At 58.8% G+C, this 23,256-nt stretch carries 25 protein-coding genes and 1 pseudogene; 15 read left to right on the top strand and 11 right to left on the bottom strand.

Features of this window, described 5'->3' with window-relative positions:
- Positions 1 to 39: 39 nt before the first annotated feature.
- Entirely contained in the window at positions 40 to 1,386 is a 1,347-nt protein-coding gene (locus AC1MEE_RS02230; protein WP_480413591.1) for a class II 3-deoxy-7-phosphoheptulonate synthase, read from the top strand.
- Between the two features lie 124 nt (positions 1,387 to 1,510).
- Here the strand turns inward: AC1MEE_RS02230 and AC1MEE_RS02225 are convergent, their stop codons facing one another.
- Together AC1MEE_RS02225 and AC1MEE_RS02220 are read right to left on the bottom strand one after the other, a co-directional pair.
- The gene (locus AC1MEE_RS02225) at positions 1,511 to 2,740 is read right to left on the bottom strand and encodes a winged helix-turn-helix domain-containing protein (RefSeq protein WP_480413590.1); all 1,230 of its coding nucleotides are present in this window, start codon (positions 2,738 to 2,740) and stop codon (positions 1,511 to 1,513) included.
- Between the two features lie 49 nt (positions 2,741 to 2,789).
- Entirely contained in the window at positions 2,790 to 3,026 is a 237-nt protein-coding gene (locus AC1MEE_RS02220; RefSeq protein ID WP_480413589.1) for a DUF1127 domain-containing protein, read from the bottom strand.
- 95 nt (positions 3,027 to 3,121) lie between these two features.
- Between AC1MEE_RS02220 and AC1MEE_RS02215 the strand changes: the two genes are divergently transcribed.
- The 3 genes from AC1MEE_RS02215 (at position 3,122) to AC1MEE_RS02205 (ending at position 5,430) form a co-directional block, all read left to right on the top strand.
- Entirely contained in the window at positions 3,122 to 3,976 is an 855-nt protein-coding gene (locus AC1MEE_RS02215; protein ID WP_480416131.1) for a LysR substrate-binding domain-containing protein, read from the top strand.
- A 104-nt stretch (positions 3,977 to 4,080) separates the two neighbouring features.
- Positions 4,081 to 4,554 carry a MarR family winged helix-turn-helix transcriptional regulator gene (locus tag AC1MEE_RS02210; RefSeq protein ID WP_480413588.1) on the top strand — a complete coding sequence of 158 codons (474 nt, stop codon included), beginning with the start codon at positions 4,081 to 4,083 and terminating at the stop codon, positions 4,552 to 4,554.
- Between the two features lie 456 nt (positions 4,555 to 5,010).
- A complete protein-coding gene (locus tag AC1MEE_RS02205; protein WP_480413586.1) occupies positions 5,011 to 5,430 on the top strand; it encodes an organic hydroperoxide resistance protein in 420 nt (139 codons plus the stop codon).
- Between the two features lie 81 nt (positions 5,431 to 5,511).
- Here AC1MEE_RS02205 and AC1MEE_RS02200 read toward each other — a convergent pair whose 3' ends face one another.
- Entirely contained in the window at positions 5,512 to 6,081 is a 570-nt protein-coding gene (locus AC1MEE_RS02200; RefSeq protein ID WP_480413585.1) for an elongation factor P, read from the bottom strand.
- 49 nt (positions 6,082 to 6,130) lie between these two features.
- Complete coding sequence (gene earP / locus AC1MEE_RS02195) at positions 6,131 to 7,264, bottom strand: elongation factor P maturation arginine rhamnosyltransferase EarP (protein WP_480413583.1); 1,134 nt, start codon at positions 7,262 to 7,264, stop codon at positions 6,131 to 6,133.
- A gap of 118 nt (positions 7,265 to 7,382) precedes the next feature.
- Between earP and AC1MEE_RS02190 the strand changes: the two genes are divergently transcribed.
- The 4 genes from AC1MEE_RS02190 (at position 7,383) to AC1MEE_RS02175 (ending at position 9,283) form a co-directional block, all read left to right on the top strand.
- Complete coding sequence (locus tag AC1MEE_RS02190) at positions 7,383 to 7,763, top strand: hypothetical protein (protein WP_480413582.1); 381 nt, start codon at positions 7,383 to 7,385, stop codon at positions 7,761 to 7,763.
- 16 nt (positions 7,764 to 7,779) lie between these two features.
- On the top strand, positions 7,780 to 8,262 hold the full coding sequence (locus tag AC1MEE_RS02185) for a GreA/GreB family elongation factor (protein ID WP_480416130.1): 483 nt from the start codon (positions 7,780 to 7,782) through the stop codon (positions 8,260 to 8,262).
- 120 nt (positions 8,263 to 8,382) lie between these two features.
- Entirely contained in the window at positions 8,383 to 8,580 is a 198-nt protein-coding gene (locus AC1MEE_RS02180) for a hypothetical protein (RefSeq protein ID WP_480413580.1), read from the top strand.
- Positions 8,581 to 8,716: 136 nt separating this feature from the next.
- Positions 8,717 to 9,283 (top strand): DUF1003 domain-containing protein, encoded by a 567-nt coding sequence (locus AC1MEE_RS02175; protein WP_480413579.1) that lies wholly within the window; start codon positions 8,717 to 8,719, stop codon positions 9,281 to 9,283.
- 39 nt (positions 9,284 to 9,322) lie between these two features.
- Here the strand turns inward: AC1MEE_RS02175 and AC1MEE_RS02170 are convergent, their stop codons facing one another.
- Positions 9,323 to 9,733, bottom strand: a complete 411-nt coding sequence (locus tag AC1MEE_RS02170; RefSeq protein ID WP_480413578.1) for a YciI family protein — start codon at positions 9,731 to 9,733, stop codon at positions 9,323 to 9,325.
- Between the two features lie 208 nt (positions 9,734 to 9,941).
- Here AC1MEE_RS02170 and AC1MEE_RS02165 point away from each other — a divergent pair, with 208 nt between their 5' ends.
- The 6 genes and pseudogenes from AC1MEE_RS02165 to dsbG all read left to right on the top strand — a co-directional run bounded on the left by AC1MEE_RS02165 (position 9,942) and on the right by dsbG (position 15,429).
- Positions 9,942 to 10,481, top strand: coding sequence for a PaaI family thioesterase (locus tag AC1MEE_RS02165; protein ID WP_480413577.1), 540 nt, complete (start codon positions 9,942 to 9,944; stop codon positions 10,479 to 10,481).
- A gap of 125 nt (positions 10,482 to 10,606) precedes the next feature.
- Entirely contained in the window at positions 10,607 to 11,743 is a 1,137-nt protein-coding gene (locus tag AC1MEE_RS02160; protein ID WP_480413576.1) for a thiolase family protein, read from the top strand.
- A gap of 146 nt (positions 11,744 to 11,889) precedes the next feature.
- Positions 11,890 to 12,693 (top strand): 2,5-didehydrogluconate reductase DkgB, encoded by an 804-nt coding sequence (gene dkgB / locus AC1MEE_RS02155; protein ID WP_480413575.1) that lies wholly within the window; start codon positions 11,890 to 11,892, stop codon positions 12,691 to 12,693.
- A gap of 252 nt (positions 12,694 to 12,945) precedes the next feature.
- Positions 12,946 to 13,832, top strand: a pseudogene (locus AC1MEE_RS02150) (protein-disulfide reductase DsbD domain-containing protein).
- The gene (locus AC1MEE_RS02145; RefSeq protein WP_480413574.1) at positions 13,832 to 14,665 is read left to right on the top strand and encodes a prolipoprotein diacylglyceryl transferase family protein; all 834 of its coding nucleotides are present in this window, start codon (positions 13,832 to 13,834) and stop codon (positions 14,663 to 14,665) included. Before AC1MEE_RS02150 ends, AC1MEE_RS02145 begins: the two are co-directional and overlap by 1 nt.
- Complete coding sequence (gene dsbG, locus AC1MEE_RS02140) at positions 14,662 to 15,429, top strand: thiol:disulfide interchange protein DsbG (protein ID WP_480413573.1); 768 nt, start codon at positions 14,662 to 14,664, stop codon at positions 15,427 to 15,429. Before AC1MEE_RS02145 ends, dsbG begins: the two co-directional genes overlap by 4 nt.
- 251 nt (positions 15,430 to 15,680) lie before the next feature.
- On the opposite strand, the gene AC1MEE_RS02135 is transcribed toward dsbG, so the two are convergent.
- The 5 genes from AC1MEE_RS02135 to AC1MEE_RS02115 all read right to left on the bottom strand — a co-directional run bounded on the left by AC1MEE_RS02135 (position 15,681) and on the right by AC1MEE_RS02115 (position 20,653).
- On the bottom strand, positions 15,681 to 16,460 hold the full coding sequence (locus AC1MEE_RS02135; RefSeq protein WP_480413572.1) for a 1,6-dihydroxycyclohexa-2,4-diene-1-carboxylate dehydrogenase: 780 nt from the start codon (positions 16,458 to 16,460) through the stop codon (positions 15,681 to 15,683).
- 132 nt (positions 16,461 to 16,592) lie between these two features.
- Entirely contained in the window at positions 16,593 to 17,603 is a 1,011-nt protein-coding gene (gene benC / locus AC1MEE_RS02130) for a benzoate 1,2-dioxygenase electron transfer component BenC (RefSeq protein ID WP_480413571.1), read from the bottom strand.
- Positions 17,604 to 17,618: 15 nt separating this feature from the next.
- Positions 17,619 to 18,107, bottom strand: coding sequence for a benzoate 1,2-dioxygenase small subunit (gene benB, locus AC1MEE_RS02125; RefSeq protein WP_480413570.1), 489 nt, complete (start codon positions 18,105 to 18,107; stop codon positions 17,619 to 17,621).
- A complete protein-coding gene (benA, locus tag AC1MEE_RS02120; RefSeq protein ID WP_480413569.1) occupies positions 18,107 to 19,474 on the bottom strand; it encodes a benzoate 1,2-dioxygenase large subunit in 1,368 nt (455 codons plus the stop codon). Before benA ends, benB begins: the two co-directional genes overlap by 1 nt.
- 225 nt (positions 19,475 to 19,699) lie before the next feature.
- Positions 19,700 to 20,653, bottom strand: coding sequence for an AraC family transcriptional regulator (locus AC1MEE_RS02115; RefSeq protein ID WP_480413568.1), 954 nt, complete (start codon positions 20,651 to 20,653; stop codon positions 19,700 to 19,702).
- 243 nt (positions 20,654 to 20,896) lie between these two features.
- On the opposite strand from AC1MEE_RS02115, the gene AC1MEE_RS02110 reads away from it, so the two are divergent.
- Positions 20,897 to 21,460, top strand: a complete 564-nt coding sequence (locus AC1MEE_RS02110; protein ID WP_480413567.1) for a TetR/AcrR family transcriptional regulator — start codon at positions 20,897 to 20,899, stop codon at positions 21,458 to 21,460.
- A gap of 265 nt (positions 21,461 to 21,725) precedes the next feature.
- Here AC1MEE_RS02110 and ltrA read toward each other — a convergent pair whose 3' ends face one another.
- Complete coding sequence (ltrA, locus tag AC1MEE_RS02105) at positions 21,726 to 23,009, bottom strand: group II intron reverse transcriptase/maturase (protein WP_480412114.1); 1,284 nt, start codon at positions 23,007 to 23,009, stop codon at positions 21,726 to 21,728.
- Between the last annotated feature and the right edge of the window lie 247 nt (positions 23,010 to 23,256).

Raw genomic sequence — 23,256 nt, 5'->3', positions numbered from 1 at the left:
CTAACATGCCCATCCGACCGCATTGACCTGGAATTCACCATGAACCATCCCTGGAGCCCCGACAGCTGGCGGGCACTGCCGATTCAACAGCAACCTCAATACCCCGACGCCGCGCACTTGTTGCAGGTCGAGCAGAGCCTGGCCGGTTATCCGCCGCTGGTGTTCGCCGGGGAAGCCCGCGAGTTGCGTCGGCAGTTTTCCGAGGTGACCCAGGGTCGGGCGTTCCTGCTGCAAGGAGGCGACTGCGCGGAAAGTTTTGTCGAATTCTCGGCGGCGAAGATTCGCGACACCTTTAAAGTCTTGCTGCAGATGGCGATCGTCATGACCTTCGCCGCCGGCTGCCCGGTGGTCAAGGTCGGGCGCATGGCCGGACAGTTCGCCAAGCCGCGTTCCGCCAACGATGAAACCATCGGCGGCGTGACATTCCCGGCCTACCGGGGCGATATCGTCAATGGCATCGGCTTCGATGAAAAAAGCCGGGTGCCCGATCCCGACCGTCTGTTGCAGGCCTATCACCAGTCCACTGCGACCTTGAACCTGCTGCGTGCTTTCGCCCAGGGCGGATTTGCCGATTTGCATCAGGTGCATCAGTGGAACCTGGATTTCATCGCCAATTCGGCGCTGGCGGAAAAGTACAGCCAACTGGCCAACCGCATCGACGAAACCCTGGCCTTCATGCGCGCGTGCGGCATGGACACCTCGCCGCAATTGCGCGAGACCAGTTTCTTCACCGCCCACGAAGCCTTGCTGCTGAATTACGAAGAAGCCTTCGTGCGCCGCGACAGCCTGACCAATGACTGGTACGACTGCTCGGCGCACATGCTCTGGATCGGCGACCGCACACGCCAACTGGACGGTGCTCATGTCGAGTTCCTGCGCGGGGTGAACAACCCTATCGGGGTCAAAGTCGGGCCGAGCATGGACCCCGAAGACCTGATTCGCCTGATCGACATTCTCAACCCGGACAACGATCCAGGTCGCCTGAACCTGATCGCGCGCATGGGTGTGAACAAGGTCGGCGATCACTTGCCGCAACTGATCCGCGCTGTCGAGCGTGAAGGTCGCAAGGTGCTGTGGAGCTCCGACCCGATGCACGGCAATACCATCAAGGCCAGCAGCGGCTACAAGACCCGCGACTTCGCGCAGATCCTCAATGAGGTCAAACAGTTCTTCCAGGTGCATCAGGCCGAAGGCACTTACGCCGGTGGTATCCATATCGAGATGACCGGGCAGAACGTCACCGAATGCATCGGCGGTGCGCGCCCGATCACCGAAGACGGCCTGTCGGATCGCTACCACACCCATTGCGACCCACGGATGAACGCCGACCAGTCGCTGGAATTGGCGTTTTTGATTGCCGAGACGTTGAAGCAGGTGAGGCGCTGATTGAAGGAGCCTTTGTAGGAGCTGCCGAAGGCTGCGATCACCCCGGGGTCGCGTCCGACGGAACCGGTCGCGTTCTTGAGACCGCTGAAGGTCCTGCGGACCTTATCGCAGCCTTCGGCAGCTCCTACAGTTGATCAGCATCCAACCTCGAAAACGCCACCCGCAACCGCGCCGCACTGGCCCGCTGGCAATTGAGCTGCACCTGCGGCAAGCCGAGCCAGTCGGCCATCTGCCGCAGATTACGGGCCAAAGCCAGCATCCCCTCTTCATCCAGTCCCTGCTCTTCCTCATGCACCGCATGCACCGCCAGCCGCCCCAACACGCGCTCGGCCCGCAGATCCACCCTCGCGGCAATCCGTTCGTTGTGCAAAAACGGCAGCACGTAATAGCCGTACACCCGCTTGTCCTGTGGGGTATAGATTTCCAGGCGATAGCGGAAATCGAACAAGCGCTCGGTGCGGCTGCGCTCCCAAATCAGCGAATCGAACGGCGACAGCAAGGCGCTGGCGGTTACTTTGCGCGGCAGTTTGACTTCCGGCAGGCAATACGCCGGTTGACGCCAACTTTCGACCTGAACCACTTGCAACGCGCCCGCCTCGACCAGTTCCGCCAGCCCCGCACGACTTTCCGCCGGGCTTAGCCGGAAGTAATCGCGCAGGTCTTTGTCGGTACCCACGCCCAACGCAGTCGCCGCGTGCAACAGCAAACCGCGCTGGGCCTCGGCTTCGCTCAGTTCCGGGTGATCGAGAATCGCGGCGGGCAGTACCCGTTCCGGCAGGTCATACAAGCGCTCGAAGCCGCGACGACCGGCCACCGTCACTTCACCGGCGGCGAACAACCATTCCAGTGCGTGCTTTTCCGCACTCCAGTCCCACCACGGGCCGGCGCGCTCCTGGCGACTGCTCAGACTGCCAGCACCCAATGCGCCTTGCTCGCGAACGGACTGCAACACGCGGGCGATAGTCGCTTGTTCTTCGCGACCAAACTTGGCCAGCTGCTGATAGATCCCCACGCCTTGCGCCGCCTGACGCATGCGCCAACGCAACAGGGGATAAAGATTGAGCGGCAGTAACGAGGCTTCATGGCCCCAGTATTCGAACAGCTTGCGCTGCCGCCCCTGGCTCCAGGCTGCTTGGTCCAGCAGCGGCTGGGAATAGTTGCCGAGCCGCGAATACAGCGGCAGATAATGCGAACGTACCAGCGCGTTGACCGAATCGATCTGCAAAACGCCCAGGCGCTCGATCAATTGCGCGATGTGCGCGGCCTTGATCGACGCTGGCGGCTGGCGCCCGTTGAATCCCTGAGCAGCCAGCGCCAGACGACGTGCTTGCTTGAGCGATAGTTCTGCGGACATTCAGGCCTCCTCATCAGTCCGCAACGCTACCTGATCGACAGCCGTGCTGTCAGCGCCTCATTGGATCATTCCAGAACGGCCGTTCGACTTCTTGCTGAATATCGGCACGACTCAAACCCATGTCTTTCAAGGCGGCATCACTCAGGCTCGCCAGTTGCTGGCGCTGGCAATGCAACTCGTACCACCGAAGCAAATGCCGCTTGATCGTGGCTATCAGGCCTGCACCTGACGAACCACGGGGCACGCTTTTCTGCACCAGCACATAACCCTTTTGACCTTTCATCATCCTGACCTCCACATGGGGATGACTTAAGTCTCACGCCAGCGCTAAGATCAATCCAACGAATGTTTCTTATGCGCTGCATCTGGGAGATTGATGAATTGGCCACGTACCCAAGTATCGACAGCGAACTGTTGCGCACCTTTGTCGCGATTGCCGATGAGGGTGGGTTCACCCGCGCCGGAGAGGTGGTCAACCGCACGCAATCGGCGGTCAGCATGCAGATGAAGCGCCTGGAAGACGACATCCTTCAGCGCCCTCTGTTTCAGAAAGATGGGCGTACCGTCAGCCTCACCGTCGAAGGCCAGGTGCTGCTGGGTTACGCCCGACGCATTCTCAAACTGCACAGTGAGGTGTTCAACACCTTGCGCGAACCACACATGGTCGGCGTGGTGAAAATTGGCTCGCCAGATGACTACGTGATGCGGTTTCTGCCGGGGATTCTGTCGCGGTTTGCCCAGGCCTATCCGCTGGTGCAGGTGGAAGTGCATTGCGAAACGTCGTCGCTCTTACTGCAACGCCAGGATCTGGACCTGACTATCGTCACCCGCAAACCGGGCACCGAAATCGGCCAGATCCTGCGTCAGGAACGCTTCGTCTGGGCCGAGGCGCTGGGCTTCAGCCCCCATGAGCAAACGCCGCTGCCACTGGCCATGTTCAACAGCGATTGCTTCTGCCGGGAGTGGGCCTGCAACGCGCTGGACAGCATCCAGCGCGAATACCGCGTCGCCTACACCAGCGCCAGCCTGTCGGCACTCATGGCGGTGGTCAGCGCGGGCCTGGCGGTCACAGCGCAATTGCAGAGCTTGGTCACCCCGGATATGCGCATCTTGGGCGAAGCCGAGAAACTGCCGCAGTTGCCGTCAGCCAGTATCGTCCTGCTGCGCAATCCGAAAAATCCTTCACCGGTCACCGAATGCCTGGCCGAACACATCGCGGAAGGATTCAAACTTTAAAGGCGAGCACCACAGCGTGTTGATCGGCCGTTAGAGAATTTATCTGGTGCATTAAAGATCGCAGCACTAAATTAGAGCGTAATACCGAGAACAGAGGACTTCACATGAGCGCTGACGACAGCTCCACCTGCGACGCAGGCAATTACGACCATTTGCTGCTCGACAGTCAGCTGTGCTTTGCCTTGTACTCTACGTCTTTGATGATGACCAAGGTCTACAAGCCCTTGCTGCAAGCGCTCGGCCTGACTTATCCACAGTACCTGGCGATGATGGTGCTCTGGGAACGCGATGGCTTGACGGTGGGTGACGTCAGCACGCGCCTGCTGACCGACCCCGGCTCCCTGACCCCGCTGCTCAAACGCCTTGAAGCCGAGGGGCTGCTGAGCCGTACCCGCAGCAAGGAAGACGAACGCGTGGTCCTGCTGCACCTCACCGAACAAGGTCGCGCACTGCGCGAAAAAGCCAAGACGGTCCCCTCCTGTATCTTCGCGGCCTCTGACACTACGGTAGATAAACTGCGAGATCTGCAAACCGAGCTGCTCGCCCTGCGTGGGAATTTGCATAATAGTCTTGGCTGATATCAAGCCATTCGCAGGCAAGCCTGCTCCTATCAACACCATTTAAGCAGTTGAAAAATAAATAAAAATTTTAAGCCAGGCACCGATCAAATGTAGGAGCTGACTTGTCTGCGATCGGCTGCGAAGCAGTCGCAAATAGGCTGGACACGATATCGCTGGAAGGTCCTTCGGCCCTTATCGCAGACAAGTCAGCTCCTACGCCCTTCGGGCAGAATCGAGACCGAAGCTTGCCTGCCTCCACGGCGACGAACGGCAATTCTGCCGCCAAACCCTTCTGAATCAAGCCTCTGCCCCTACCACCTCAACCTTGCAAAACCTCAAAAATCCGACTGTTTGTATTTCTTCTGAAATTTATATTGCGCACTAAATATTTGCGCGATACATTTACTTGGCACTTAGTTAGCGCGCAAAGATTTAGCGCAAATCAAATCCAGTCAAACGCGATGAGGTTTCACCATGGACACTCTTTACACCGCCGTTTCAACCGCTACCGGTGGCCGTGACGGCCGTGCTGTTTCCAGCGACAAAGTCCTCGACGTCAAACTGTCCACGCCCAAAGAACTCGGCGGCGCTGGCGGCGACGGCACCAACCCTGAACAACTGTTCGCTGCCGGTTACGCGGCCTGCTTCATCGGCGCACTGAAATTCGTCGCCAGCCAAACCAAAGGGACTATCCCGGCAGACGCTTCGATCACGGCTCACGTCGGCATCGGCCAGATCCCCGGTGGTTTTGGTCTGGACATCGACCTGCACATCAGCCTGCCAGGCTTTGAACAAGCGGAGGCGCAACAACTGGTCGAGGCAGCTCACCTGGTCTGCCCTTACTCCAACGCGACCCGTGGCAACGTCGATGTGCGCCTGCACGTGACCGTCTAACTCGCTTGCACCCTGTCGCCCAAAACGAAAAAACCCGACGCTAAGGTCGGGTTTTTTCGTTGTTGCGGAACAAGACTGCGCTTATTTAGCGCGGCCTTTGTAAGAACCGCCTTCACGCGTGTCGATCTCGATCATGTCGCCGATTTCTACGAAGTCAGCAACGCTCAGCTCAGTACCGTTTTTCAACTTGGCTGGCTTCATTACTTTGCCCGATGTGTCGCCACGAGCAGAACCTTCGGTGTAGTCGACTTGACGAACGATAGTGGTCGGCAATTCAACCGAAACCAGACGCTCTTCGAAGAAGATCGCTTCGCAGACGTCGATCATGCCTTCTTCAACGAATGGCAGAACAGCTTCGATGTCTTCAGCGTTCAGCTCGTACATGGTGTAGTCAGTGGTGTCCATGAACGTGTAGGTGTCACCGCTGATGAAAGACAGGGTGGCTTCCTTACGATCGAGGATCACGTCGTCCAGTTTGTCGTCGGCGCTGTACACGATTTCAGTCTTGTAACCGGTCAACAGGTTCTTCAACTTGGTCTTCATGATTGCGCTGTTGCGACCGGACTTGGTGAATTCAGCTTTCTGAACCAGCCAAGGGTCATTCTCGAGCCGAATCACTGTGCCGGGTTTCAGTTCTTTACCAGTTTTCATTACGAATATCCGAATTTGGATTGAGATTTACAAAAATCTAGGCCGCGTATCATAGCCAATTTAGATAAAACTGTACCAGAGTCGTCGCAAGATCGGCCTGCAAGGCCTGCTCCAGACACCAGTGTTCGGCGTGTTCAGTGACTTCCGGCCAGTGTTGCAGCAACTCAGGCCAGCTTTGGCTCATGTCGTGCCCGGCATTCCAGGCCCGCCATACGTCGCTCAGTGCCTGCCCAGCCGCTGGCGAGAGGCCTTGGAGATAGAGTTCAAGGAAGGCGTCGAGCTTGGCCCAATGGGCGTCATCGTCCTGTTCATAGATGTGCCAGAGCAACGGGCGACCGGCCCATTGCGCACGAACGAACGAGTCTTCTCCGCGCACCGCATTGAAATCGCAGCTCCACAGCAGCCGGTCATAATCTTCCTGTCGGACGAATGGCAACACCTGAACGGTCAGCATTCCGCGTTTTTCCAGGCCCCCCGGTTGCAGACCGTCAACCCCAAGCCAACGCTGCAAGTCGCCGAGAATCCGCCCTTCTGGCACCAGGAGGTGGGTCGGTCGGCTGTCCGCGGCCAATACATCCAGCCAACTGGCCAGCCCGGTGTTCTCATACGCGAACAGCGAGATCAGCCGTGTGTTGCCTGCCGGGACCACCCCCAGTTTCTGCAAAAAGACTTGTTGTGCAGATTTGTCCTGTTGAAAAGCGTGGCGCTGATCGAGCAAGCCGGCTTCGCGCAATAAGCCACCGGTCGTCGGACGAAATCCGGGGAAAAAGAAAATCTTGCGCAGCCCGTTGGGCTGCGGCGAAGGCAACGCGTGGCAACCGGACACCCATTCCTCAGCGCTCAGATATTCCAGATTCAGCCACAGCGGAGGGTGCGAGCGTCGGGGCATGGCCTCGAAATAAGCCGGCGGCAGACGACAGGCAAATGCCTCGATCACCACGTCGGCCGGCTCGGTCTCCTGCCAATCTTTGCTCCAATGACAGACGCTGACCCCGTCCTGCCACTGTTGCTCGGCATGAGGATCAGCACCGGGACACAGCCGCGCGAACGGCTGCAAATCATCCACCCACAATCGCACCGTGAACGGATGCTCTGCAGCCAATTGCCGGGCCAGTCGCCAGGTAACGCCAATGTCGCCGTAGTTATCCACAACGCTGCAAAAAATGTCCCAGGAGGCTTTCATGCCTGGTTTCCTAAACGCTAAAGCTGCTGATTGTCGGTCATAACGGCCTGCAAGCTCCAGCTTCGGCCGTCTGTCGTGCGACAATCGCTGGCATCCACCGATCACGCCAGGACTTGCAATGCTCTCTCACCCCCTGAAATTGATTATCTGCATCGCGTTGGGTGTCTGGCTCGGCGTCATCGCGGTCGCGGCGACTGGCGTGTTCGCCTACACCTCTCTGTTTGCCGACAAGGTCAACGCCGTGACTGCGGCGGTTAGCCAGTTCGGCGTACGTGCACCGCAGGCCGCGAAACCGGATCCAGAACCGAATTCAACAGGCGCGATGTTTGAAAAATACAAACAGAACCTGCTCGACACTCAGGCTCAACAAGATCAGGAGCAAGCCCAAGCGGCCAAGGAAAAACGCCTCGGCGGCCCGAAATGCCAGTTCTGGATGCAGCAGAATCAAACCACACCCAGCGAAAAAACCCGGGTCAATGTCAGTCAGTTCTGTGGTTGAGTCGATGCCATCCTCCCTGAATAAGCACGCAGTCCTCGAACTGATCATTGCCAAACTCAAGATCGATCTGGACGTCTTGCAACGCGCGGCGCAGACCGCCTATGAGACCGCGACCCACGAAGAAAACATCGCTGAAAACAAGTACGACACCCTGGGCCTGGAAGCCTCTTATCTGGCAACGGGGCAAGCCCGGCGCGTCGAAGAGATTCGCCAGTCACTGGTGCTGTTCCAGAACCTCAGCTTGCGACCTTTCGACGAACAGCGCGGGATTCAGGTCGGCGACCTGCTTAGCCTCGAAGCCGACAACGGCAGCCAGCAACAGCTATTCCTCGGCCCCGACGCCGCCGGTCTGAAGATCCACCACGGCGATCTTTTGATCACGGTGATCACGGCGCGCGCACCGCTGGGGAAAAACCTGCTCGGCAAGGCTGAGGGTGATGCCGTCGAAATCACTATCAACGGGGCTCGCCAATCGTTCGAAGTCACTGAAGTTGTCTGACCTATCCGTTTGCAGGGTTGATCACCCCAACTTTTTCTGGGTAAGGTGCACAGTCGCTACATCATCAGTGCCTGGACTGATTCCTCCGGGAACAAGGACTCATACAAAAGGAGATTTTTCATGTCGAACGTCATCACTTTCCCTGACGCCCATGAACGTGATCGCCTCAAGTCCGATGACCATCCTGGGTTGTTATATCTGAGCAAGAAAGAGCGCCTGCTGATCGAGGAGCTGCGACTGACCAGCCATGCCGGTCGGCAATATGTGTATGACTATGCACACATCATGCAGGTGTCCAAACCCTTGCATCCTGATTGAGGTTATCGGCAAAAACGCGGCGTCGCTGTTCTGAACGAATCCAGCAACCCACGCAGCATGACTTCCAGCGTGCGTCTATAGTGGCGGCAGGGGCTCTGATGCCCGCTCGTTTTCACTTGAACATCAGGAATTCGTCATGACCTCTGCCGCACCCGAGACTCCCGTTTCCGATCCCGTTGCACCGGCTGCCCCAGCAAAACCTCACCGGGACCATTTTCGCTTCCATAAACCGCATGCCCACCTGTCGAGCACCTTCGGTAACGATACATTCGCTCTCAAGGCCGAGGCCTTTGCACGCTTCTTCGGCACGCCGATGTTTCTCGGCGGGCAAACGGTAATCGTCGTATTGTGGATCGGGGCCAACCTGGCGGGCTTCACCCAATTCGATATCTACCCGTTCATCCTGCTCAATCTGGCGTTCAGCCTGCAAGCGGCCTACGCCGCCCCATTGATCCTGCTCGCCCAGACCCGTCAGGCCGCACGGGACAAAGCCCACGCCGATGCCGATGCGCAACACCGCGAGGCGCTGGCCATGGCCAGCGATCAGCGCATGGCAATGGCCGCGCAGAATTCGGCGCAAATGCTCGAGCTGCTGGAGCAGAACACTCGCTTGACCGAACTGACCAAAACCCTGACCGAACGGATCGAGACGCTGACCGTGGAAATGCACGAACACTTCGTCAAGACACCTGTGGCGCAGTGACCCTGGCGATGCGGTGTGCCTGACACACCGCTCCACCCATCAGCCCTTGTGCTGCATCTCGCTAAACCCCGCCGCGGCTTCCTGCACATCAGCCGGAAAATCTTCGAATTCCTGCACCTGGCGGATTTCGATGATTTCGTTATCCGCCGCCGGGCAGCGCTTGGCCCAGTCGATGGCTTCCTTGCGGGAATTGACCTTGATCATCCAGTAGCCGCCGAGCGCTTCATTGGCCCAAGGAAAAGGCGCCTCAATCACCGTCGGCTGGCCGCCAGTGAACGTCACCCGCGCGCCCATTGACGGCGGATGCAGGCCATCCAGCGTCAACAACACGCCGGCTTCTTGCAGTTTTTCGTTGTAACGCATCATCGCCGCGACGGCCTCGGCGTCAGGCAAAACACCGGGCGCAGCGTTTTCATAGCCCTTGGGTATCATCAGCATCATAAATCGCATGGTTATCGATCCTCTGGTAGTGGGTCCCCCTCAACCATAGTCGAGGGATTCAGCTATTAGTCGAATCGGCCGCGACGAAATCGACAGCGGTCGGCGTTAATTTGTCGGGTCGAAAAACTTTATATTGCGATCATAATAAAATAGTTGGATTATATTCGTCATCTGATCAGCCGGTCCTGCCTTGACATTCAACACGGAGTTTTCCGCCATGCAAAACCCCTCTCGTGAAGAAAAGCTCGCCCTCTGGCTGGCAGAAGAACAAGCCGCCCGCGCTCGACTGGCTGGTCCAGGTACCACGAGCCTGGCCGAGGTCAGTACGTTGCTGCCAACCGAGTTTTTCGAACGTATCAGCAATGGCGAACTGCCCTGCCCGCCCTTCGGCGAGTTGGTGGACTTCATCCCGCTGGAGTGGTCACCGGGGCGCTTCATCTTTCAGGGCACGCCCGACGCCCGCCACTACAACCCGCTGGGCACCGTGCATGGCGGTTACGCGGCGACATTGCTGGACTCCTGCATGGGCTGCGCGATCCACACCCAGCTGAAAAAGGGTCAGGGCTATACCACCCTTGATTTGCGCGTCAGCTATGTCCGCGCCATGGGCCGTCATACCGGCCCGGTTCGTGCCGAAGGCAAGGTGATCCATGTGGGCCGCTCCACCGCCTTGGCCGAGGGGCGTCTGTACGATGTGGATGACCGTCTGTACGCGGTCGGCACCACCACCTGCATGATTTTCGACATGACCCGATAAGCCTGATTGTAGGGTGTTCAGATGAGCGGCCCCTACTTTCTCGACGATGGCCACGCCCATTAAAATTACGAGTGTAATTTAATTCAATTACCCATCAGACCTTACAAATACCAAGGAGACTCAGCATGCAATCCATCGTTATCGCAGGCTTCGCCCGGTCGCCCTTTCATTTCGCGAAAAAGGGCTCGCTGATCAATATCCGCCCGGATGATTTGGCCGCACAGACCCTCAAAGGCCTGGTGACTAAGCTCGATCTGGACCCCGGTGAGCTGGAAGACCTGATCATGGGCTGCGCCTACCCCGAAGCCGAACAAGGCATGAACATCGCGCGCATCGCCAGCTTTCGCGCCGGTTTCCCGAACAGCATCGGCGGCGCCACCATCAACCGCTTCTGCGGTTCCTCCATGAGCGCGGTGCACTACGCCGCCGGGCAAATTTTGCTGGGTGCCGGTGAGGCCTTCCTCTGCGCCGGCGTCGAGTCCATGACCCGCGTGCCCATGGGCGGCTTCAATATTTCGCCCAACCCAACGCTGATGCAGGATTTCCCTGAGGTCTATATGCCCATGGGCCTGACCGCCGAGGAAGTTGCCAAGCGCTTCGACATCAGCCGCAGCGAGCAGGAAGCCATGGCCGTGCAGTCCCACGCCAAGGCCGCCAGCGCCCGTGAGCGCGGGCTGTTCGTCGATGAGATCGTGTCAATCGACACCCCGGACGGCACGATCAGCGAAGACGGCTGCATTCGTCCTGGCACCAGCCTCGAAGGCCTGAGCGGCCTCAAGCCTGCGTTCGGTGGCACCGTGACCGCCGGCACCGCCTCGCCGTTGACCGATGGCAGCGCCGCCGTGCTGGTGTGCACCGAGACGTTCGCCCGTAGCCATAACCTGACCATCCTCGCGCGGATCAAGGCTGTCGCCGTCGCCGGTTGCCCGCCAGAGATCATGGGCATGGGCCCGGTCTACGCCACCCGCAAAGTCTTGCAACGCGCCGGGTTGAGCATCGATGACATCGACCTGGTGGAACTCAACGAAGCGTTCGCCAGCCAGTCCATCGCCTGCGTGCGTGAGTTAGGCCTGGACATGGCCAAGGTCAATCTCGATGGCGGCGCCATGGCCATGGGACACCCGCTGGGCGCGACCGGTGCCCGTATCACCGGCAAGGCCGCGGCCCTGCTCAAACGCAACGGTGGCCGCTACGCGATTGCCACCCAATGCATCGCTGGCGGTCAGGGTGTCGCCACCCTGCTTGAAGCGGTTGAGGATTGAGCACAGCCAACGATCACTGATCGACATCCGATTCGTGCCTTGCGGTCAAATATCCCTTTCCGGTTCGGCGGTTTTTCTACAAGGCTTGAGTGGCGATACTTCGCTCAAGCCTTTTCCAATCTCGCCTTTTCACCAGAGAGCACTCAATGACTATTCCTGCATTCGGCCTTGGCACTTTTCGCCTTAAAGACCAGATCGTTATCGACTCGGTCAGCAACGGCCTCGACGTCGGTTACCGGGTTATCGATACCGCGCAGATTTACGGCAACGAAGCCGAAGTCGGCAAAGCCATCGCGGCCAGCGGCATTTCTCGCGACAAGCTGTTCATCACCACCAAAATCTGGACCGAAAACTACGCCAGCGACCGGCTGATTCCGAGCCTGAAAGACAGCCTGGCAAAACTGCAGACCGATTATGTCGACCTGACCTTGATTCATTGGCCGTCGCCTGAAGATCAGGTACCGGTCGCCGAATTCATGTCTGCGCTGCTGGAAGCGAAGCAGCAAGGGCTGACCCGGCAGATCGGCGTATCCAACTTCACCGTCGAGTTGATGAAGCAAGCCATCGACGCCGTCGGTGCGGAAAACATCGCCACCAATCAAATCGAACTGCACCCGTACCTACAAAATCGCACAGTGACTGCGTTCGCCAGACAACAAGGCATTCAGATCACCTCGTACATGACCCTGGCCTATGGCGAAGTGTTGAAAGACCCGGTCATCCAAAAAATCGCCCAACGCCACTACGCCTCCCCGGCTCAAGTGACACTGGCCTGGGCCATGCAACTGGGTTACGCGGTGATTCCGTCGTCAACTCAACGCGCCAACCTGGCGAGCAACCTCAAGGCTGGCGCATTACGGCTGAGTGATGAAGATATGGCGGACATCGCTGCACTGGATCGCGGCCATCGCCTGACCAGTCCCAAAGGGTTGGCGCCGAAGTGGGATTGATCGCTGTCTGACAGGAGGTCCCGCCCCGTCTTCGACGCGGCGCTGTCGCGCAGCAAACTGGGGCTCGATTCTGCCCGGAGGGCGTAGGAGAGACCGGGACGCGCAGTCTTGTCTGCGAAAGCCTCACTGCGGTGCGCCAGACAGACCGCGTCGCATGGTCTTCGCAGACAAGTCAGCTCCTACACCGACTTTGATTTTTAAGGCCCTTCGATGCGTATTTTCCTGCTGTTCATCCTTCTACTGCTCCCGGCGCTGGCCCAGGCTTTTCCGGGAAGCGATCCTTTCAAACAGGCGGATTTCCTGCCGGTGGACGAGGCCTTCAGCTTCAGTTCCGAGCGTCTGGCGTCGGGCGAAACCCGGCTGCACTGGCGCATCAGCGAAGGCTATTACCTGTATCAACAGCGGCTGAAGTTCGACGGTTTGTCCGCCGACAACAAGCCTGAACTACCTGAAGGCGACGCGCATACCGATGAGTTTTTCAGCGATCAAACGGTGTATCGCCACACACTGGAGCTATTGATCCCAGCCTCAGCCAGCGGCCAAGTGAAGCTGAACTGAATGCGTTGCACGGCGGTCTGGTGTTGTTCGCCATGGGCCTGGGGATCGGTCTGCCGCTGTTGCTGCTGGTCACGGTGGGCAATCGCTTCATGCCAAAACCGGGTGCCTGGATGAACCGGGTCAAAGCCGTATTCGGCGTTCTGCTGCTCGGTACGGCGTTGTTCATCGCATGGCCGCTGTTGGACGTCAGGGCGCAGAATGCGACGGGGCATGAGGTCTTCACCACGGTCAATGAACCCGTAGCCCTTCAGCGCGAACTCGACGCCGCGAAAGCCCAGGGTCAATGGGTGTTGCTCGACTACTATGCGGACTGGTGTGTGTCCTGCAAGATCATGGAGAAACAGGTGTTCGCCAAAGCCGAGGTACAGGCTGCCTTGAAAGATGTGCGTTTGCTGAAACTGGATGTCACCGCCGACAACGCCGCCAGCCGCGAGCTGCTCAGTCGCTATAAAGTGCCGGGGCCGCCGAGCCTGTTGTGGATCGGCCCCCACGGCGAAGAACTGCGTGACCGGCGTATCACCGGCGAGGTCGACGCCCAGACCTTTCTGCAACAGTGGCAAGCAACCCGGGAGCGTGGCTGATGTTGAGCCTCTCGATTGGCCCCTTCGCCCTCGCGATGAATCACCTGCGGCTGCTCGTCGCGCTGGGGTTGGCAACCCTGGTGGGCTGGTGGGTCGCACGACGTGGCGGCGCGAATCCCGAATCGGTGTTATTCAGCCTGTTTCTGCTGGGTTTGCTGGCGGCGCGGCTGGGATTTGTGATCGCCTATTGGCCGCAATTTCGCGAAGAGCCGTGGCAAATCATCGACATTCGCGACGGCGGCTTTCTGGTCTGGACCGGTGTACTGGCCGTGGTGCTGGCCGGCCTTTGGCGCGGCTGGCGTCGACCGGCGTTGCGGCGGCCACTGGGTCTGGGCCTGAGCAGCGGCCTGCTGTTCTGGCTGCTGGCGAATATGGGCCTGAATATCTATGAACAAGGTGTGCGCCTGCCGGAAATGACCCTGCGCAATGACGCGGGCGAATCAGTGCAACTGGCCGATTATCAGGGCCGGCCCCTTGTGATCAACCTGTGGGCGACCTGGTGCCCGCCATGCCGCCGGGAAATGCCGGTGCTGCAAAAAGCGCAGACTGAACGCGACGACGTGGTTTTTCTGTTCGTGAATCAGGCCGAAAGCCCGCAGACCGTGGCCGGTTTTATCGCCAAACAGGGCCTGCACCTGAGCAATGTATTGTTCGATGGCAGCGGCCAGTTGGCACAACAGGTCGGCTCCATGGCGCTGCCCACCACGATTTTCTACACCGCCGATGGCCGCCTGCTCGGCAGCCATCTCGGCGAACTGTCCAACGCCAGCCTGACGCGCTATCTCGATCGCTTCGACAGCGGCTCTTCTTCAAGCTCAAGGACCACACCATGAATTTTTCCCGTCACTTTTTAGCCGCGGCGATCAGCCTTATCGCTCTGCAAAGCTCACTGCTACACGCAGAAGAATTGCCTGAAGCAATCCGGGCACTGGAAGCCAAAGGCGCGCGTATCGTCGGCAGTTTCGATGCTCCGGGCGGCCTGCGCGGCTATGCCGCTGAATATCAGAATCAGGGCATGGCGCTGTACCTGACTGCGGATGGCAAGCACGTGCTGGCCGGCAATCTGTACGACGAAAAAGGCCAGGATCTGAGCAAGGCGCCGCTGGACAAACTGGTCTATGCCCCCATGGCCAAAGAGGTCTGGGCCAAGATGGAGAACAGCACCTGGATCGCCGATGGCAGCAAGACCGCACCCAGGGTGGTTTACCTTTTCAGCGACCCGAATTGCCCGTACTGCAACATGTTTTGGGAACAGGCGCGACCATGGGTCGATTCAGGAAAAGTACAACTGAGGCACATCATGGTCGGCATCATCAGCGAAACCAGCCCGGCCAAAGCCGCCGCATTACTGGCCGACAAATCCCCCGAAACCGCCCTGCACGCCCACGAAAAAGCCGGCAAACGCAGCGCGCTGAAACCACTGACCAGCATCCCGAAAGAGATCCAGGCCAAGCTCGACGCCAATATGCAACTGATGACCGACCTGGGCCTCTCCGCCACCCCGTCGATCTTCTACCTCGACGACCACGGTCACCTGCAACAGCAACAAGGCGCGCCACGGCCTGAGATGCTGGGAAAGATATTGGGGCCGAGATAGCTGAGCTGTTCGCAGCGGGACGCGTAGTTGCAAGCCCCTCGAGCAACATTTAAATCATTGATAAATAAAAATAAATTTTCAGACAAACGCCGATCCCCTGTAGGAGCTGACTTGTCTGCGAAGACCATGCGACGCGGTCTGTCTGGTGCACCGCAGTGAGGCTTTCGCAGACAAGTCAGCTCCTACGCCCTTCGGGCAGAATCGACACCGAGTTTGCTGCGCGACAGCGCGGCGTCGCAGGGCGAACAGCGTCAGCCCAGATCCCCGCCGCCGACCGGGAGTGTCACCCCAGTGATGTAGGCGGCGTCATCAGAAGCGAGGAAGAGGATGGCGCCGGCTTGTTCGTCGATGGTGCCGTAGCGTTTCATCAGGCTGCTGTCGAGGGTCTGGTCGACGATCTGTTGGTACCAGACTTTCTCAGCGTCACTCTGTTCAGCGGTGTTGCGTGGGATACGGCGCGGGGGTGCTTCGGTACCACCGGGAGCGGTGGCGTTGATGCGGATGCCGCGCTCGGCGTTTTCGAAGGCCAGACAGGCGGTCAGGGCATTCACTCCACCTTTGGCCGCGCCGTAAGGCACACGGTTTACCCCGCGCGTGGCGATGGACGAAACGTTGACGATGGCGCCCGCACCTTGTTCGAGCATGTAGAGCAATACCGCGTGGCAGCACCACAACGTCGGGAACAGCGAGCGGCGTACTTCGCTTTCAATTTCGTGTTCCAGGTAGTGTTCGAACGGTTTGGCCCAGATAGTGCCGCCGACGTTGTTGACCAGAATGTCGATGCGGCCAAAGCGTTCAGCGGCGGTGGCCATGACCCGATGGCAGTCGGCGTACTGTTCAAGGTCGGCGGTCAGGGTCAGGATCTCGGCGTGCTGGCCGAGGCTGTCGTTCAGTTCGTGGACCAGTTCGGAGCGGTCCACCAACACCAGCTTGCCGCCCTCCTCGGCCATGCGCTCGGCGACGCGGCGGCCAATGCCCTGGGCGGCGCCGGTGATGACGGCGACCTTGTTGGTGAAGCGGTTGTTTGGCATGTTGGGGCGCCCTCTATTAGTGGCGATGAGATCACTGTAGGAGCGGGCTTGCCCGCGATGGCGATCTGCCAGATGTACCGCGTCAAGCGGATCGCGGGCAAGCCTGCTCCTACAAGGGGGTTGCGACATTTCTTACGCACTCGCCGCAAACTTCTCGAAGTAGAAGTTCGCCGGTTGGGTGCCGCGCTCACGCAGGTTGAGGCTGACGGCTTCGACCATCGGCGGCGGGCCGCAGAGGTAGATGTCGACTTCGCCGTCATTCAAATGCCCCGGCTCGATGTGCTGGGTGACGAAGCCTTTCTTCGGATGCTGACTTTCCGCTGCCGCCACACACGCGCTGTAGCTGAAGTTGGGGATGCGTTGCGCCAGCGCTTCGAGCTTGTCGAGTTCCACCAGATCGAAGTCGTTGGTCACGCCATAGATCAAGTGCACCGGGTAGTCGCTGCCCGCTTCGGCGATTTTTTCCAGCATCGCCAGAAACGGTGCCAAACCGGTCCCTCCCGCCAACAGCAACAGTGGACGCTTGATGTCGCGCAGGTAAAAGCTGCCCAGCGGCCCGGTCAGGCTGATGCTTTGCCCCGGCGCGGCGTGGTTCTTGAGGTAGGTACTCATGAGCCCGCCCGGCACGTTGCGGATCAGGAACGAAACCTGCCCTTCGTGCTGCAGCGAACTGAAGGAGTACGCGCGGGTTTCTGCACTGCCCGGCACTTGCAGATTGACATACTGCCCCGGCAGGAACGCCAGTTTGCCCAGACCTTCGCTGCGGATGGACAGGCGAATCGCGCTGTCGGACAAGGCCTGCACTTCACTGATGGCCCCGTCAAAGCTGGCCTGCTGGGTACGACAGACCTGCGAAGACGCCGGAACCCGCACCACGCAATCGCTTTCGGCGCGCATTTGGCAGGTCAGAACAAAACCCTGCTCAGCTTCGTCGGCGGTCAAGGCGTCGTCGATGTAGTCCTCGCCGAGGCTGTATGTGCCCGACTCGGCGAAGCATTTGCAGGTACCGCACGCGCCGTCGCGGCAGTCCAGCGGGATGTTGATGCCTTGGCGGTAGGCAGCGTCGGCGAGGATTTCACCGGCATTGGCGTCGATGAAGCGAGTGACGCCGTCTTCGAAATTGAACGCAATGGTATGAGTCATGATCGGGCACTCGCTTCAGAGGTGGTAAACGTCGATGACCTGACGCACGTAATCGTTTTTCAGCACGATCTTCTTGGCCTTGATCAGCGGCGTTTCACCGCGAGTGTCGAGGGTGTAGAAGCTGGTGCCGAAATAACTGTCCACAGTCTTGTAACGAAAACTCAGGGTGTGCCAGTTGAAGCGGAGTGTGCACAGCCCGTCAGCCTGCTCGAGGATCTCGATGTTGCTGATGTTGTGGGAGGTGCGGGTGTCCGGCACGCTGGCGCTGGAACGCTCGGTCTTGATGCGGAAGATGCGGTCTTCCAGGCCGCTGCGGTTGCCGTACCAGATCAGCGAGATTTCCCGCTGCGGGTCCTGAGTCAGCTCATCGTGATCGTCCCAGGAGGGCATCCAGTAGCTGGCGTCGGCGGCATACAGCTCCAGCCAGTTGTCCCAGTCCTTGTCGTCGAGGTAACGCGCTTCGCGGTAGAGGAAGTCGCGCACGGCATCGTAGGAAATGCTCATCACACGGCCTCCACAGGGATCAGCTGCTGGGCGCTTTGTTGCTGCTCGAGTGCTTTATGCATGGTGTCGAGCCAGTGCCGATGCTGAACCACGAACAAGCCTTCGTCTTCGGTGCGCTTGCCGCTCAATATCGGATGCAGATCGATTTCCCGGGCAGCATCGTCTGCGCCTTCGACCCAGTGCTTGGCGCCACGGGACATGTCGTTCCACGGCATGGCCTTGGCCATGAAACCTTGCTGGCAGGAGCGGAATTCTTCGAGGTCATCAGGGGTCGCCATGCCGCTGACGTTGAAGAAATCTTCGTACTGGCGAATGCGCCGGGCGCGGGCTTCGTCGCTTTCGCCTTTGGGGGCGATGCAGTAAATAGTGATCTCGGTTTTATCGACAGAGATCGGCCTGGCGATGCGAATCTGTGAACCGAACTGGTCCATCAAGTACACACTCGGGTACAGGCACAGGTTGCGCGAGTTACCGATCATCCAGTCGGCGCGAGCCTGGCCGAAGTCCCGGGCCAGCTCGTCGCGACGCTCGTATAGAGGACGATCTTCCGGGTTGGACCAGCGGGTCCAAAGCAGCATGTGGCCGTGCTCGAAGGAGTAGAAACCACCACCCTGCTTGGACCAGGTGCCAGCATCCATGGCGCGGATATCATCGCCTGCGGCGGCGGTTTTGCGGCGGTTGCTGGTGGCGGCGTAATTCCAGTGCACGGAGCTGACGTGATAACCATCGGCGCCATTTTCCGCGTGCAATTTCCAGTTGCCTTCGTAGACATAACTGGAGGAGCCGCGCAGTACTTCCAGGCCGTCTGCCGACTGGTCGGCGATCATGTCGATGATTTTCGCGGACTCGCCCAGATGCTCCTTGAGCGACACCACATCCGGGTTGAGGCTGCCGAACAGGAAACCGCGATAGGACTCGAAACGCGCGACCTTTTTCAGGTCGTGGGAGCCTTCACAGTTGAACGCGTCGGGGTAACCGGCTTCGGCCGGGTCTTTGACCTTGAGCAGCTTGCCGGAGTTGTTGAACGTCCAGCCGTGGAACGGGCAGGTGTAGCTCGAGCGATTGCCGGTCTTGTGCCGGCAGAGCATGGCGCCGCGATGGCTGCAGGCGTTGATAAAGGCATTGAGTTCACCGTCCTTGTTGCGGGCGATGAACACCGGCTGCCGGCCCATGGTGGTGGTGTAGTAATCGTTTTTGTTGGGCAGCTGGCTTTCATGAGCCAGGTACAGCCAATTACCCTCGAAGATGTATTCCATCTCCAGTTCGAATAGCCGTGGGTCGGTGAACATCTCACGCTTGCAGCGATAGATGCCCTTCTCTTGATCTTCCTCAAGCAGGGAATGCAGGAACTCGAATCCCAGGGACATGGCCGGGGCCTCCATTGTTATATTTCGACCCTTGCAGGCTATCCCCGGCGGATTTTGAGCAATATCCAGTTAGTGCGGATGGCTATCCGTTTTGTGCAGATTGGGGGAAACAAGAGTTTTGTAGGAGCTGCCGAAGGCTGCGATCGGACGGGAACCGGCCGCCGTGCTTGATTTTGTGAAGGCCCTGCGGTCCTTATCGCAGCCTTCGGCAGCTCCTACAGGGGTTCAGCGGCGTTTGAGGGTGACTGAGGGCAATTCGCCGTATTGGTTCTTGTAGTACTCGGCGAAGCGGCCCAGATGGAGGAAGCCGTAGTCCAGCGCGATTTCGGTCAGGTTGCGCACGCGCTGACTGGGGTCGGACAAGTTCGCATAGATGCGTTCGAGCTTTTTGCTGCGGATGTAATTCATCGGCGTGGTGCCGGCATGGCGTTCGAATAGCGCATACAGCGAGCGGATGCTCATGTGGCTGAGCTGCGCCAGAGACTCGACGGTGATGTCCTGCTTGAGGTTCTGCGCGATGTACTCGGCCAGCCGTTCGAACGGTGCGGACTGCACGTCCAGTGTGTCGCGGTTGACGTTGGTGCCCAGCAGCGTGAGCAATTTGCTGGCGATGATCTGGGTGTAATGCTCACGAACCCGAGGCAACACCAGATCGGTTTCAGCCTCCTGACACACCAACCCCAACAAGCTCATGAAACCATCGAGCTCTGCCAGGTTGTGGCAATTGGAGGCAAAACGGATGCCCTCGCTGGGCTTGTGCCAGCGCAACTCGGCGCAGGTCAGGTCAAGCAAAGGCAGCGGCAACTTGAGGATGAATTTTTCGCAATCGGCGGAGTACAACAGGTCTACCGGATCGTCCGGATTGATCAGCAGCAACTCGCCTGGCGAGAAGTAATGCTCCTGCCCGTAGGATTTGGACAAGCACTGACCACGCAACAGAATCTGCAAGTGATAGATGGTTTCAAGCGCGGGAGAGGTGACGTGAACACTGGCGCCATAACTGATACGGCAAAGATCGAGGCTGGCAAATTTAGTGTGATTGAGGCTGGCCTGCGGCCTGGAAGTAACAGGCAATTGGATGCAATGGGAACCGACATGTTGGTTGACGTATTCCGACACCGCATAAGGGTCGGCACGCTCAAACACCATGCTTTTATCGTTAAGCAGGCGGCTTTGCATACACGGCAGACTCATCTTGTTTTTATGGTTGCTCACCCATGCCCGGATTTATCCCGGGGTTGGCACTTTCATGAGCGTACTGGAGATGTTGAGCAAACAACAGAAGACTGTCCGATCACCGAACACTGTCTGCACACATCTGACCGACGGATGGCTGTGCATTGAATGAGTGCTGCACCGGGTTGCGCATCCATGTGAAAATGATGACCAACATCTTACAAGCAACACTCGGGAGCCCCTGCAATGCGCTACTCGGAAGACCATAAAGCCCAAACCCATCAACGGATCATCAAAGAAGCGTCTGCGCGCTTTCGGCGTGATGGCATTGGCGCCACTGGCCTGCAACCGCTGATGAAATCCCTGGGCCTGACCCATGGCGGCTTCTATGCTCACTTCAAATCCAAAGATGACCTGGTTGAAAAGGCACTGGATAGCGCGGCCCACGAGTTGACCGACCGCTGCACCGAGCTGTTCGCCAAGGAAGATCCGCTATCCGCGTTTATCGACCAATACCTGTCGTCCGAGCATCGTGCCTCGCCTGAACTGGGTTGCCCGCTGCCAACCATGTCTGCGGAGCTGGGCCAACGCGGTCAGCCCAGCGCAACCACCGATGTGATGATCGAGTCACGCCTGAACGCCATCGAAAACGCCCTGCCCGATCAAGCCGATACCAGCGAACGAAGCGTCGTCATGCTCTCGACGTTGGTAGGTGCGTTGCTGCTGTCGCGTAGCGCGAAAGATCCCGAGTTGTCCGACCGGATCCTCGAGACCGCGCGTGAGTGGTTGAAGAAGCAGGCGAAGGGTTAGGCCGCGTCCCGGTCCCACACAAGGCTCAGCCCCTGTGGAAGCCAATGCATTCGCGAATGCGGTGGGTCAGGCACTGACGATGTTGAATGTACCGACCCTTTCGCGAATGAGACTACGCGCCCCGATTGCTCCCACCGGGTTCGGGGTCGACTCATCAGTCTGTGCCTTGTCAGGATCCATTGATCGGGTCGAGGTAACGGGACTAGCCCGTTACCCCTCCCACACCACCGGACGTGCGGTTTTCCGCATCCGGCGGTTGGACTGCTCAGCATTGTGCTGAGGCGAGATCCTGCGCGGTGATCAGGCCATATTGCTTCAAGCGTTTGTTGTTCAAGGCTTGGTGCATGGCCGGATGTGCCGCCGCTTTCCAAGCTCCGTCGTGAAAACTCACTCGCGCAAGCCCTCGTTTCGAGATGCCCATCTTCAGCAGTTGGGCCATACGACCCTTGCGGTTATGCCACCGCTGCCAAAAGCACTTGCGCATGTGGCGCCGCGTCCATTGTGAGAGCTGCGTGAAGTTTCGCTCCGTGGCCAGCCGGAAATAACCAAACCAGCCAAGAAGATAACCTCTCCATTGCTCAACCAGTTCCCGGGAGGTGAGTCCCTGTCTGGCTGACCAACATTCACGAACGCGTTTGCGGTATCGCTTGACCGTCCTGCCCGACAGGTGATTGTTGCCTTCCTCGTCGATCAGATAACCCAGAAAATCGCGTTCCCAAGGACGACCCGTGCCGCTCTTGCTGGCATTGACCTTCAGCTTCAGGTGTTTCTCGATCCACGCCACGATGCTTTCCAGTATTCGCTCTGCGCTGCGCTCGCTTTCGACAAAGATCATCAGGTCGTCTGCATAGCGACAGAAGCTCAGCCCTCGAGCTTCCAGCTCCTTGTCCAGCGGGTCCAGATACAGATTGGCCAGCAGCGGACTCAGCGGACCACCTTGCGGTACGCCCGCCATGCGTTTGTGCCGTTGGCCGTTCAGGACCATGTCCGCACGCAGGTTCGACGCCAGATACTTGTTCAGCCGCTTGTCCCGGATGTCGCGGGTGATGCGCGTCATGAGTCGGTCGTGATTGACCTCGTCAAAGAACGCTTCAATGTCCACATCGACAACCCAGGTCTTGCCGCTGAGCACGAAGTCTTTCGCCGCCCTGATCGCGTCAAGGTTGCTGCGCCCGGGCCTGAACCCGTAGCTGTGCTCACTGAAACCACCGTCCCAAAGCTTCGTCAGTTGCTGGCTTACCGCTTGCTGGATCACTCGATCCTGCGTGTTGGGAATCCCCAGCAGCCGTTCTCCGCCTTGGGGTTTGCCGATCGTTTTACCCCTGATCGGACCGGGCTGGTAGCTCCCGGCCAGAAGCTTTTCCTTGATGCCCGGCCAATGCTTGACCAAGTGCGCTTCGAGGTCTTCAGTGCTAATACCGTCAACCCCGGGCGCACCTTTGTTGGCCCGGACTTTCTTGAACGCACGGCGCATGTTGTCAGCCTCGACAACCTGCTCCACGCTGATTTCGCTCAACACGTCTCCAGTTTCCTGTTCCGTCTGACACATCACTCGCTCTTTCCTTTCATTAGTTCTCCGGGATCCACCCGGGCATTCATGTCCGGCCAACCCTTTGATGCCGCAGCATTTTTTTTCAGGGTTCAGTTTCAAAGAGCTCTGGCTCAATGTACAGAAGTCCATCATGGGTGTTGTTTGTCCTTCGGCCCTTTGCTCCGAGCGCATTACCGCCCATCTTCGCTACTACGGCCTCTGCTGACTTCTCATTCACTTACGTGCCTGAGATCTCCCCGGGTAA

The sequence above is a fragment of the Pseudomonas sp. ASL3 genome (assembly GCF_056680425.1).
Note: the sequence above shows the minus strand (reverse complement) of the source record. Positions and strands in the feature narration are given on the sequence as shown.